We start from the raw sequence: 12,861 nt of genomic DNA on the forward strand, positions 1-12,861 counted from the left end.
GTTCCAGGATCGCGCCGGAACACTTCCGGTCACCCTCTGAATACGCAACCTCCGCGACATCGGATGCATGGCGCGCCGACGAAGCGGTGACTTTCAGCCGCCGACGCCGGCTGGCAGCTCCGCGCCCGTGAAGTCAGCGCCGTCCAGCTTGGCGCGGGCCATGTCGGCCTCGATGAAGCGCGCGCGGGGGGCGCTGACGCCCTTCAGGTTGGCGCCCCGCAAGACAGCTCGGGTCAGGTCGGTGCGGATCACCCGGTCTTCGCCGATCTTCAGCGGCCCCAGCTTGGCGCCAGTCAGGTCGGCCCGGGCCAGCTGGGCGTCGACCAGCCGTGCGCCCCGCAGGTCGGCCCCGCGCAGCTTCGCCCCGCGCAGGTCCGCGCCCGAAAGGTTGGCGCCCTGCATCTGCACGCCGTCCAGGTCCATGCCGAAGAACACCGCCTTGGGGGCCGACAAGCCGCTCAGGCGGCGACCTTTCAGGCGCTTCAGCGGCCGAAAGTCGACATCGGCCAACTTGCCCACCGCGCCATCCGCGCCGTCGCTCTGGCAGAACAGTTCGTGGGCCTCCAACACCTCGTGCAGGGGCAGATCGTCGACATAGATGATCGGCGGCGGCGCGCGCAGCACCTCGGTCATGTCGGCGTCGCTGAGATCCGCGCCACTGATGTCGACCCCGACCATCACGGCCCGGCGCAGCGAGACATGCGCCATCTCGGCGTTGTGCAGGTTAGCGCCGGAAAGGTTCGCCCCGTCCATGCAGGCATTGGTCAGCTTGGCGCCCTGCAAGGTGACGTTCGACAGGTCGGCGTCGGTGAAGTCAGCTTTGCGGGCGAAGGCCCCCGACATCTGCGCGCCCGACAGGTTGGCGCCCTGCAGCATGGCGTAGTCCAGCTCGCCTGGCCGCTTGGAATGTTCGAGAATCCGCAGGCCCTTCTCGCCATCCTGCACGGCGGTGACGCCCTCGCGCAGGTCGCAACTGGCCAGGTTGGCCCCGCCCAGATTGGCCCCGCGCAGGCAGGCTCCGCGCATGTCGCAGCGTGACAGGTCGGCGTCGCGCAAGTCCGAGTCGCGCAGGTCCGCGCCGTACAGGATCGCGCCCTTCAGATTGGCCCCGCGCAGCGACGCGCCGCCCAGCAGCGTCCCGGTCAGGTCGGCCTCAGACAGGTCGACCCCGTCCAGCTCGTAATTGTTCAGATTCACGTAGGACAGCATGGCCCGGCGTCCGCCCGGCAGGCCCTTCCTGTAGCGCGCATGCGCCTCGACAGCCTCTCGCACCGCCGTGGCGTGGAGGGTTCGGATCAGGCTCGGTCGTGACGACGCGGCGGGCGGCATCCCCCCATCCTGCCGCAGCAGCTTTAAGCCATCGTTTAGACCGTGGCGGAAAGTCGCAACGACCTACAGCCAGCCCTTCTTCTTGAACCACAGGATGGGAGCGCCAGCGGCCATGATCATCATCGCCACGGCCATCGGATAGCCCTCGATCCAGCGCAGCTCGGGCATGTGCTCGAAGTTCATGCCGTAGATCCCCGCGATCAGGGTCGGCGGCAGGAAGATCACCGAGAACACCGAGAACACCTTGAAGATGGCGTTCTGCTCGATGTTGATCAGGCCCAGGGCCGCATCCAGCAGGAAGGTGATGTTGCCGGCCAGGTAGCTGGAATGGTCGGTGATCGATTGGACGTCACGCTGCAGCGATTTCAGGTGATCGCGCAGGTCCTTCTCGCCATCGAACTGCTCGGCCAGGGCCGCGAAGCTGATCAGACGCGCCAGGCTGACCAGGCTGTCGCGGGCCTTGGAATTGACGTTCTGCGCCCGGCCCAGCTTGTTGAGGATCAGCTCGAAGGCCGCGCCGCGCGGGCGGCTGAAGATGGCGCGCGACTGCACCTCGACCTCGGCGGCGGTGCGCTCGAGGATGTCGGCAGTGCGGTCGACGATGGCGTCCAGCAGACCCAGGAACGTCTGCAGGCCGTTGGGACACAGGCTGGGCTGGCGCTCGGCTTGAGCGGCGAACACCGAGAACGACTTGGGCTCAACATAGCGGATGGTGATCAGCCGATTGCCCGCCAGCACGAACGTCACCGGCGCGGCGGTCGGCAGGTCGCCGTCGGCGTTGACCAGCACCGTGGCGGTCATGAACGTGCCGCCGTCTTCCTGGTAGAGGCGCGAGGAGGCCTCGATCTCGGCCATCTCTTCGCGGGTGGGCAGCAACAGGCCGATCGACTGCTCGACCGCGACCTCTTCAGAGCGTGTGGGATTGACCAGTTCGATCCAGACCGTGTCGCCGGGCACGCGCCAGTCGGGCGTCTCACCGCCGGACTCGAAGCCTGGCGCGCCGTGACGGAGGATTCTCAGCATGGTCGCGTCCTAGCTACCGGCCGGGTGTGCCCCGGCCAGAGCCTGGCGTCAACGCGCTCCCGATTAGCGGGGGGCGTTCTGCTTGCTGGTGTCGTTGGACGACGAACCGCCACCGCCAGCGGCCTCGAGCAGAGCCGCGATGCGGTCGGTCGAGTCGGCGGCTTGGCCAATGATGTCCAGCGGCGAAGCGCGAACCGAAGCAGCGACTTGGTTGGCGGCCTGCTTGGCGGCAGAGACCACGGCGTTCTGGGCCATGGCGATCTTGCTGGTCGCGACGGCGATCTTGGTCGCCTGGGCGTCCTGATAGATGAAGCCGTTGGTAGGATAGACGCTGGTGCCGAGGTCGCGGATCGGATCGTACCAGACCTTGACCTGCGACCAGTCGCCGTTGGGCGAGACGTCGACGACGGTGACGTCCTTTTCGATCTGGCCGCGATCGCCTTCGATGATCGACCAGTTGGCGTGGGTCACCTGGATGACCCGGTCGGTGAGCACCTGGCTCACGAAGGCCACGTGGCCAAGGTTCATGCGGGCGGTGGGCTTGAACGAGAGAACGGAGCCGATTTTCGGAACCGCGCCGGTGTCGTACTTGCCGGCGGCCTGCGACCACCACGTCCGGGCGTCGCCGAAGATCTGGATGCCCGACATGAGTCGCGCGAAGGGCACGCACTGCCAATAGCCGTCAGCGCTCGCCGTCACCGGCGCGAAGCTGATCATGGCGGCAGCGGCCAGGGAACCCAGCAGGGCCCTCGTCCGTTTCGTCATGCTGTGGGTACTCCCCCGCGTCACTGGGTTAAGGGATAACCCTGCCAGCGACTGGTGAAAAGAGTGTTTATGCCGCACCTGCGAGGGCCAAGCGGCGCTGTTTCCACCCGGAGGCCCAGGTCTTCATCCGCTCTCGGCACGGATTTTCTATGATGTGGTAGGAGATTGCGGAGAGCGGGATAAGCGCTGCCACAATCACGATCCAGACCAGAAGCGGCAACTTGTCGCCCTCGATACCCAATAGCTTGGCCGCTGCATTGATCCCGAGAATCTTCCACGGGATGCAGATCATGTAGGTCGAGTAGCTGATCTCGCCGAGATAGACGAAGACTGACTGTCCAGCAAACTCGAAACCGGTCTTGGCGAGGCTTGCGAGCATGAAAATAAGCCCCCCCAAAAGCATCACAATGACCGGATCTGGGGACCCGAACTGCACAGCCGCAAGCGTGGCCATGCCCAGGAAAGCGGCGCCGTAGCCGCTGAGTCGGCTTGGGAATCGGTCCGAACGCCACAACGCATGAAGGGCGCAGCCATAGGCGAAGCACGGCACGATCCGCAGCGCGCCCCACTGAATGGTCGCCTCGGTCAGCGAGAAACCGGCCAGGGCCTGGAAAGCCGGATACAGCACGGCGATCACCGCCAGCGCGCCCAGCACCGCCGCCACCGGTCGCGCCCGCAGCTTCCAGGCGGCGAAGGCGAAGGCGGGGAAGGTCAGATAGGCGAACCATTCGGCCGAGATCGACCACGAGGCGTGGTTCCAGCCCGACACGGGGGCGAAACCCCAGGCATGGACCAGCAGCAGATTGGCCGGCAGGGCCTTCCAAGCCAGGATGTTGGCGTCGATGGCCATGCCCGCGACCGTGGCCGCGACCGCCATCAACCCGACGCCCAGCAGGGTGACCAGATGCAGCGGATACACCCGCGCCAGGCGGTTCCACAGGAAGTCGCCGTAGCGGAACCGGCCCTCGCCGAAACCACTGAGATAAACGTGACAAAGTATGAAGCCGGATAGGACGAAGAAGGCCTCGACGCCCAGATACCCCTTGGTGGCGGCGACCGGCGTGAAACCCACGGCCAGGTTGGGCCAATAGTGGAACATCACGACCCAGAAGGCGGCGAAGAACCGCAAGGCGGTCAGCGACTTGATGTGGGCGGCGTCCGGCATCACGACATCCTCGACAGCAGCCCTTCCCTCCCCCACGGTAGAAAGACCGGCTTTGGTGGCCTATCTCGCCCAGGACTCCGGTCGTGGGCTGATACGGCTTATCCGGACTATCCTTAGAGAGGACCGATGAACGAACTCCTTCAACTGGCCGCAGACCCCGCGGCCTGGGCCGCCCTGGTCACCCTCGTGGTGATGGAGGTGGTGCTGGGGATCGACAACCTGGTCTTCATCTCGATCCTGTCGAACAAGCTGCCGCCCGAGCACCGCCAGCGCGTGCGCCGCATCGGCATCTCGCTGGCGCTGATCATGCGCCTCGTCCTGCTGTCGACCATCGCCTTCATCGTCGGCCTGACCGCACCGGTCTTCGACCTGGGCATCGCCGGCCCCGTCGGTTCGCATGGCGAACCCGGCTTCGAGACCGCCTTCTCGTGGCGCGACCTGATCCTGATCGCCGGCGGCGTCTTCCTGATCTGGAAGGCGACCAAGGAGATCCACCACACGGTCGACCCGGGCGTCAGCGATGACGTCCTGGAGAAGGACAAGGCCACGGTCGTCATCTCCAACGTCGGCGCGGCCATCTTCCAGATCATCCTGCTGGACCTGGTGTTCTCGATCGACTCGATCCTGACCGCCGTCGGCATGACCGATCACCTGCCGATCATGATCATCGCCGTGATCATCGCCGTCACCGTGATGCTGCTGGCCGCCGACCCGCTGGCCAACTTCATCAACAACAACCCGACCGTGGTCATGCTGGCCCTGGGCTTCCTGCTGATGATCGGCACCGTGCTGATCGCCGAGGGCTTCGGCGCCCACGTGCCCAAGGGCTACATCTATACGGCCATGGCCTTCTCGGGCGGGGTCGAGGGACTGAACATGATGGCGCGCAAGCGGAACGCGAAGAAGCTCGCCGAAAAGCACGACGAATAGGTCGAGCCCAAGTTCAGGAATGACGACCCAGACCTTCACCGATGCAGAGCGCCGCCTGACCCTGGCGGCGCTCATGATCGTCTTCCTGCTCAGCGCGCTGGACCAGACGATCGTCTCCACGGCCATGCCGCGGATCATCTCCGAGCTGAACGGGCTGAACCTCTATTCGTGGGTGACCACGGCCTATCTGCTCAGCTCGACGGTGATGGTGCCGATCTGGGGCAAGCTGGGCGACATCTTCGGCCGCAAGCCGGTGCTGATCGTCGGCATCTCGATCTTTCTCGCGGGCTCCTGGCTGTCGGGCCTGTCGGGCGAGTTCGGAACCGTGCTGGGCGTGCCCGGCATGGTGCAGCTGATCGTCTTCCGCGCCCTGCAGGGGATCGGCGGCGGGGCGCTGTTCACCACGGCCTTCGCCATTATCGCCGACCTCTATCCGCCGCGCGAACGGGGCAAGTTCGCCGGGATCTTCGGCTCGGTGTTCGGCCTGGCCAGCGTGCTGGGCCCGATCATCGGCGGCTATTTCACCGACCACGGCACGGTGCAGATCGGGACCCACACGGTCGCCGGCTGGCGCTGGGTGTTCTACGTCAACCTGCCCCTCTCCTTGCTCTCGCTGTTCATGGTCATCGTGAAGATGCCCAAGCTGGAGCACCGCCGGGCCGGCCGCATCGACTTCCTGGGCGCAGCCCTGCTGATCGCAGCCTTCGTGCCGCTGCTCCTGGCGCTCAGCCTGGCGGGCCACGACTTCGCCTGGACGTCGCCGCAGAGCCTGGGCCTGTTTGGCCTCTCGATCGCCGCCCTCATCACGTTCGTGATCGTCGAGACCAAGGTCTCCAACCCGATCGTGCCGATGCACCTCTTCCGCAACCGGGTGTTCGTCACCGCCAACCTGGCCGGCTTCCTGATCTCCATGGCCTTCATGGGCGTGGTGATGTTCCTGCCGCTGTATCTGCAACTGGGGCGCGGCGTGTCGGCGACCTTGAGCGGCATGGCCATGCTGCCGCTGATGGCCGGCCTGATCGCGGGCAGCACCATCGCCGGCCAGCTGGTCACCAGGACCGGCCGGTACAAGCCCTACATGATCACCGGCGCCAGCGTGCTGTTGGTGGCGGTGTTTCTGCTGCACGACCTGTCGAAGATCGGCCACCTCGGGCATCTGGCTCTGCTGTTGGCCTTCGTGGGCTTGGGCCTGGGTCCAGGCCAGAGCCTGTTCAACATCGCCACCCAGAACGCCGTCGACCCGCGCGACTTAGGGGTGGCGACGAGCTCCAACCAGTTCTTCCGCCAGATCGGCTCGACCGTTGGGGCCGCCCTGGCCGGGGCCCTGCTGACCGCGCGCCTGGCCGGTCTGCCCGGCGGCCTGAACCTGGGGGCGCTGGAGGGCATGGCGATCAAGGCGGCGGCCGAAGGCGGCTCGGCTCAGGCCGGTCCAGCCCTGCAGGCGGCGCTGATCCACGCGGTCAGCGGCGTGATGGTCGCGGCGGTGTTCGTGGTCGCCGCGGGCCTCGTCGCCATCCTGATGATCCCCGCCCTACCGCTGAAGTCGCGCCAGCCGGCAGCCGGCGCGCCGGTGCTCGAAAAGGCCGAACCGACGAACTAGCTAGAGGAAGCTGTACGGGTCGATGTCGATCACCACCCGCACCGAGTTCGGAACCTTGGCCCGCGCCCGCCAGGCGGCCATGAAGCCTTGCAGGTCGACATTACGCTCGGCGCGGACCAGGAACCGCTTGCGGCGGCGGCCGCGCACCGTGGCCAGCGGGGCGTCGGCGGGACCGAACACCTCGACGCCCTCCGCATTGGGAATCACGGCCGCCAAGGCCTCGACATAGGCCTCCAGCGCCGCGCCGTCGGGGCCCGAGGCGATCACCGCCGCCAGCCGGCCGAACGGCGGCAAGCCGGCGTCCTGGCGCATGCCCATCTCGGCCTCGATGAAGGCGTCACGGTCCTGGGCCTTCAAGGCCTGCATCACCGCGTGATCGGGCGAGTAGGTCTGCAGCAGCGCCCGTCCTGGCTTCTCGTGACGCCCAGCGCGGCCAGCCGCCTGGGCCAGCAGCTGGAAGGTCCGCTCCCCGGCGCGCAGGTCGCCCCCCCGCAAGGACAGGTCGGCGTCGACCACCCCCACCAGGGTCAGGTTCGGGAAGTTGTGCCCCTTGGCGGCGGCCTGGGTGGCCACCAGGATATCGATCTCGCCCGCGACCATGGTCGCCACCAGCGCCTTGGCCGCCTCGGCGTCCATCACCGTATCGGACGAGAACACCGCCACCCGCGCATCGGGGAACAGGTATCGCGCCTCCTCCTCGACCCGCTCGACGCCGGGACCGATCGACACCAGCGAGTCCTTGGCCCCGCAGTGCGGGCAGGCCTCGGGCTTCTTCATCGAGAAGCCCGTCAGGTGACAGACCAGACGGCCGGTATAGCGGTGCTCGACCAGCCAGCTGTCGCTGTCGGGCGACTTCATCTTCTCGCCGCAGGCCTTGCACAGAACGAGCGGCGCATAGCCCCGGCGGTTCAGGAACAGCATGGCCTGCTCGCCGCGATGCAGGGTCACGGCCATGGCCTTGATCAGCGGCGGCGACAACCAGCGACCAGGCTCGGGCGGCGTCTCGCGCATGTCCACCAGGCCGATGTCCGGCAGTTGCGCCGCGCCGTGGCGGGCCGACAGTCGCAGCCAGCGGTAACGACCGGCCTGGGCGTTGAACAGACTCTCCAGCGACGGCGTCGCCGAGGCCAGCAGCACGGATGCCCCCTCGATCTTGGCCCGCGCCACGGCCAGATCGCGGGCTTGGTAGATAAAGCCCTCTTCCTGCTTGAACGAGCTGTCGTGCTCCTCGTCGACCACGATGAGACGCAACTTCTTGAAGGGCAGGAACAGGGCCGAACGCGCGCCGACCACGATGCGGGCGTTGCCGCTGGCCACGGTCTCCCACACCTGCCGGCGGCGTGGCGGGGAAACGCCCGAATGCCACTCGGCCGGTCGCGCCGCGAACCGTTGCTCGAAGCGCGCCAGCACCGCCTGGGTCAGGGCGATCTCGGGCAACAGGATCAGCACCTGGGCCTCGGGGTCCTGCAGAGCGGCGGCGACCGCCTCCAGATAGACCTCGGTCTTGCCCGAGCCGGTGACGCCGTCTAGCAGCGCGGCCTGGAAGCCGCCGGCGCCCAGCATCTCTTTCATGACCTCGACGCAGGCGGCCTGTCCGGGGTTGAGGTCGCGTGGCGGCAGGGACAGGTCCGGCTGCGGCAGGCCGCGATCGGGCTCGACGAAATCGACCGCCAGCACGCCCTCGTCGACCAGGCCCTTCACGACCCCGGCCGAAACGCCCGCCGCCGAGGCCAGGGCCGCGCTGGACAGAGCCACGCCCTCGGCGGCGGCCAGCACCTTCAGTCTGGCCGGCGTCACGCGGGCCGGCTGGGTTCCGGTCAGGACCAACACCTTGTCGGGCTTGGGCGGCGGGTGGCGCAGGCCGCGCAGGGCCATGGCGAGCGGGAAACCCGGCAGGTCGACCGAATAGCGCGCCGCCCATTCGACGAAGGCCAGCACGCCCGGCGGCAGCGGCGGGTCGTCGACCCGGCCCTGGATGACCTTCAGCGGTCGATTGCCGCCCGTCCCGTCGCGCAGGGCCATGACCACCCCGCGAATCACCCGCGGCCCCAGCGGCACGGCGACATGGTCGCCGACGGCTAGCTCCAGCCCTTCAGGCTCGGCGTAGTCGAAGGCCTCCGGCAACGGCATCGGCAGCAGGACGGAAGCGATACGGGACATGGCCGGATGCTTTTGCCGCCAAACCATCCCCAGGTCGAGAGGCGCCACAGTGTAGATCGTCAAGCCGGCGTTAACCGAGATGCGGCTTCATCAGGGTCGTCAGTTTACGAACGGTGGGGCAGACGATGAGCGACGCGACTGGTGCAGCCTTGAAGGCGACCGTCGATCCGGACAGCGTGCGCGATTTCCTGCGCATCGATCCCGGCTTCCTGCTGCGCGACGAAAGCCTGCTGGACGAGCTGGGCCTGAAGGTCGACGGCGGCAATGTCATCGACTTCGGTCCCGCCGCCCTGGCCAAGGCCGCCGCCGCCCACCGCCGCGAGGCCAGCGTCCGCCAGGCCATCGAGGACAACGCCCGCGCCAACTATTCGGCCCAGGCCCAGACCCATGCCGCGGTCATCGACCTGCTGGACGCCCGCAACCACTCGGACCTCGCCCGCCGCGTCGACGACATGGCCATGCTGCGCTTCGGCCTGGCCGCCGGGGTCATGGCCCTGGAAGGCCCCAACCGCGTGCCCGCCGGGTGGCATGCCTTGGCCGAAGGCCAGGTCGACATGATCCTGGGCGACGCGCCCATCGCCCGGATGGGCTTCTTCGCCCCCGCCCTGCCGTTGTTCGGCGAGCGGGCAGAAACCATCCGCAGCATGGCCCTGGTTCGCATGGCCATCTGGGAACCGCGCCGCGAAGCCCTGATCGCCTTCGCCTCCACCGATCCGGAAGGCTTCGCGCCCGATATGGGCACCGAACTGGTCAATTTCCTCGCCCGCGTCGTAGAGCGCACCGCCGAACGCTGGCCCGTCCTGTGAGCGCTCGCCAGGCCTGGACCGCCTGGCTGGACTACCTGACGCTGGAGCGCCGGGCCTCGCCGCGCACGGTGCGGGCCTATGGCGACAACGTTCTGGCCTATCTGAACTTCCTGGAGCGGCACCGAGGCGAAAGCCTCGGCCTGTCGGCGATGGGCGAAATCACCGCCGCCGACCTGCGCGGCTACCTGGCCTTCCGCCGGCAGGGTGAAGACGCCCTGGCCCCGCGTTCGGTCGCCCAGGCCCTGTCGTCGATCCGCGCCTTCCATCGCTATCTCGACCAGCGCCATGGCGTGGCCAACGCCGCCGTCGGCTTGGTGCGCGGCCCACGCCTCAAGGTCGGTCTGCCGCGTCCCGTGTCCGAGGATCAGGCCCGCGACCTGCTGGCCGAGGCGGCCGGCGACACAGAACGCGATCCCTGGGAGACCGCTCGCGACGAAGCCGTGCTGACCCTGCTCTGGGGCTGCGGCCTGCGGATTAGCGAAGCGCTGTCACTGACCTGGAGCGCAATCCCGCTGGGCCAGTCGCTGCGCATCATTGGCAAGGGCGGCAAGACTCGGATCGTGCCGGTGCTGGACGCCGTGCGCGAGGCGATGGACGTCTATCTGAACGAACTGCCGTTCGTGCTGAGCACCGACGAGCCGCTGTTCCGCGCCAAGCGCGGCGGGCCGTTGTCGCCACGTCACGTCCAAGGCCTGGTGCAGAACCTGCGCGGTCGCCTGGGCCTGTCGGACCGGGTGACGCCGCACGCCTTCCGCCACGCCTTCGCCACCCATCTACTGGGCGCGGGGGCGGATCTGCGGGCGATCCAGGACCTGCTGGGTCACGCCTCGCTGTCGACCACCCAGCGTTACACCCAGGTCGATGCGGCGGGCTTGCTGGCCGCCTATCAGGCCGCCCATCCCAAGGCCTGAGCCGAGGCCAAGAAAGACCTCCGTACACTTGTCATTAAGGCTGCGCTTTAACCCTGATTTTACACGGTTGTGCGCCTTCTACTCAAAATGAGCGTGCGTCCCGCGTCGGGCAGCGTTCGCCCGCGTGAGGCTCCGATGAAGTTCGACGACCTGAAGATTTCGACCAAGGTGGCCCTGCCGGCCATCGTCCTGACCGTGGTCGCCCTGGTGATCGTCGCCATGGGCGCGATCCAGTCCAAGCGCGTCGAGGCCAGCACCAAGGTTCTCGTCGAGCAACGCGCTCCAGCAGAGCTGGACGCCGCCCGCTTCAACCGCCGGGTCGCCACCATCGGCTACGCCGTCTATCGCACCATGTCCTACGAGGGCGGTTCGGAGCAGAGCAAGGCCGCCAGCAGCGAACTGGACGCCGCCTACAAGGAAGCCAAGGAGCGTCTGGCCGCCGTCAAGGCCGCGGACCCCTCGACCGCCAAGACGGTGGCCGGCTTCGCCTCGCGTCTGGACAAGATCTACGCCGACGCCCGCAACGGCGCGGACATGGGCATGCAGGACATGAACGACGCGGCCAAGATGATGATGGTCGGCATCGATCCCGACATCACCAGTCTGACCAAGGACGTCAACGCCTTCATCGAAAGCCACACCGCCGAGACCAAGGCGATGGTCGCCAAGGCCTCGAAGGAGGCCGATATGGGCACCATACTGGCCACGGTGTTCGGCGTGATCTCGGCTGGTCTGGCCATGATGTTCGCGCTGTGGATCGGCTCGAAGAAGATCGGCGCGCCGCTGGCCGGCACCGCCAAGACCATGGAAATCCTGGCCCAGGGTTCGGTCGACGTCGAAGTGAAGGGCGCCGAGCGCAAGGACGAGGTCGGCGCCATGGCCCGCTCGGTCCAGGTGTTCAAGGACAACGCCCTGGCCCTGCGCACCGCCGAAGCCGCCCAACAGCGCGCCAGCGCCGAGGCCGACGCCGAGCGCCGCCGCAACCAGGACGCCGCCGACGCCGCCGCCAAGGAACAAGCCTTCGTGATGGAAGCCATCGCCTCGGGCCTGAACCATCTGGCCGAAGGCGACTTGACCTTCCGCGTCGACGCCCAGTTCCCGCCCGCCTACAAGCGCCTGCAGGACGACTTCAACGGCGCCATCAGCCGCCTGGAAGAGGCGATGGGCACCATCGTCCACGCCGCCAACGGCATCGGCGCCGGTTCGGACGAGATCGCCTCGGCCGCCGACGACCTGTCGCGCCGCAGCGAACAGCAGGCCGCCAGCCTGGAAGAAACCGCCGCCGCCCTGGACGAGATCACCGCCACGGTGAAGCGTTCGTCGGCCGGCGCCCAGGAAGCCTCGCGCGTGGTCGGCTCGACCCGTTCGGACGCCGAACGCTCCAGCGTCGTGGTCCGCAACGCCGTCGACGCCATGAACCAGATCGAAAAGTCGTCGCAGTCGATCAGCCAGATCATCGGCGTCATCGACGAGATCGCCTTCCAGACCAACCTGCTGGCCCTGAACGCCGGCGTCGAGGCCGCCCGTGCGGGTGAAGCCGGCCGCGGCTTCGCCGTCGTCGCTCAGGAAGTGCGCGCCCTGGCGCAGCGCTCGGCCGACGCCGCCAAGGAGATCAAGACCCTGATCTCGACCTCGTCGCAGCAGGTCAATCAAGGCGTCAGCATGGTCGGTCAGACCGGCGAGGCCCTGCAGGCCATCGTCAGCAAGGTCAGCGAGATCGACGCCCTCGTGTCGGAAATCGCCGCCTCGGGCCAGGAGCAGGCCACTGGCCTCAACCAGGTCAACGCCGCGGTCAACCAGATGGACCAGACCGTCCAGCAGAACGCCGCCATGGTCGAGCAGTCGACCGCCGCCAGCCATTCGCTGAAGAGCGAGGCCACCGGCCTGCTGCAGATGATCGGTCGCTTCCGCGTCGGCGGCGCGTCCAACGCCATCGCCGCCAGCGGTGGCGGTCGCACCACCTCGCGCCCATCTGCGCCGCCGCCGGCCCCGCGCGCTTCGGCCCCGGTCGCCCGTCCGGCCGTGGCTCCGGCCACCGCCGCCAGCCGCCCGGGTCTGAACCCGGTCGCCGCGGCCCAGGCCAAGCTCGCCAGCTTCGCCCAGAAGAGCTCGGCTCAGCCGGTCTCGGACGACTGGGAAGAATTCTGATTTTCAGTACGCGTAGCGCCCGCT

Annotated in this window: 10 protein-coding genes; 5 read left to right on the forward strand and 5 right to left on the reverse strand. The window is 67.8% G+C overall.

Going from position 1 to position 12,861, the window contains the following annotated elements; genetic code table 11:
- Nucleotides 1–93: 93 nt before the first annotated feature.
- The 4 genes from E1H18_RS15870 to E1H18_RS15885 form a co-directional block, all read right to left on the reverse strand.
- Nucleotides 94–1,329 carry a pentapeptide repeat-containing protein gene (locus tag E1H18_RS15870; RefSeq protein ID WP_172270102.1) on the reverse strand — a complete coding sequence of 412 codons (1,236 nt, stop codon included), beginning with the start codon at nt 1,327–1,329 and terminating at the stop codon, nt 94–96.
- Between the two features lie 63 nt (nt 1,330–1,392).
- Nucleotides 1,393–2,352: a magnesium transporter CorA family protein gene (locus tag E1H18_RS15875; protein WP_172270104.1), complete on the reverse strand. Its 960-nt coding sequence runs from the start codon at nt 2,350–2,352 to the stop codon at nt 1,393–1,395.
- A gap of 63 nt (nt 2,353–2,415) precedes the next feature.
- Nucleotides 2,416–3,117: a CHAP domain-containing protein gene (locus E1H18_RS15880; RefSeq protein ID WP_172270106.1), complete on the reverse strand. Its 702-nt coding sequence runs from the start codon at nt 3,115–3,117 to the stop codon at nt 2,416–2,418.
- Between the two features lie 67 nt (nt 3,118–3,184).
- Nucleotides 3,185–4,282, reverse strand: a complete 1,098-nt coding sequence (locus E1H18_RS15885) for an acyltransferase (protein WP_172270108.1) — start codon at nt 4,280–4,282, stop codon at nt 3,185–3,187.
- Nucleotides 4,283–4,408: 126 nt separating this feature from the next.
- Here E1H18_RS15885 and E1H18_RS15890 point away from each other — a divergent pair, with 126 nt between their 5' ends.
- Entirely contained in the window at nt 4,409–5,212 is an 804-nt protein-coding gene (locus E1H18_RS15890; protein WP_172270110.1) for a TerC family protein, read from the forward strand.
- A gap of 19 nt (nt 5,213–5,231) precedes the next feature.
- On the forward strand, nt 5,232–6,812 hold the full coding sequence (locus tag E1H18_RS15895; protein WP_172270112.1) for an MDR family MFS transporter: 1,581 nt from the start codon (nt 5,232–5,234) through the stop codon (nt 6,810–6,812).
- On the opposite strand, the gene E1H18_RS15900 is transcribed toward E1H18_RS15895, so the two are convergent.
- Nucleotides 6,813–8,972, reverse strand: coding sequence for a primosomal protein N' (locus E1H18_RS15900; protein WP_172270114.1), 2,160 nt, complete (start codon nt 8,970–8,972; stop codon nt 6,813–6,815).
- A 125-nt stretch (nt 8,973–9,097) separates the two neighbouring features.
- Here E1H18_RS15900 and E1H18_RS15905 point away from each other — a divergent pair, with 125 nt between their 5' ends.
- The 3 genes from E1H18_RS15905 to E1H18_RS15915 all read left to right on the forward strand — a co-directional run bounded on the left by E1H18_RS15905 (nt 9,098) and on the right by E1H18_RS15915 (nt 12,837).
- Nucleotides 9,098–9,778, forward strand: a complete 681-nt coding sequence (locus E1H18_RS15905; RefSeq protein WP_172270116.1) for a DUF484 family protein — start codon at nt 9,098–9,100, stop codon at nt 9,776–9,778.
- Nucleotides 9,775–10,689: a tyrosine-type recombinase/integrase gene (locus tag E1H18_RS15910; RefSeq protein WP_172270118.1), complete on the forward strand. Its 915-nt coding sequence runs from the start codon at nt 9,775–9,777 to the stop codon at nt 10,687–10,689. Before E1H18_RS15905 ends, E1H18_RS15910 begins: the two co-directional genes overlap by 4 nt.
- Before the next feature lie 135 nt (nt 10,690–10,824).
- Nucleotides 10,825–12,837, forward strand: coding sequence for a methyl-accepting chemotaxis protein (locus E1H18_RS15915; protein WP_172270120.1), 2,013 nt, complete (start codon nt 10,825–10,827; stop codon nt 12,835–12,837).
- Nucleotides 12,838–12,861 lie beyond the last annotated feature (24 nt).

It is taken from the genome of Caulobacter sp. RHG1 (genome assembly GCF_013181195.1).
GTDB lineage: Bacteria > Pseudomonadota > Alphaproteobacteria > Caulobacterales > Caulobacteraceae > Caulobacter.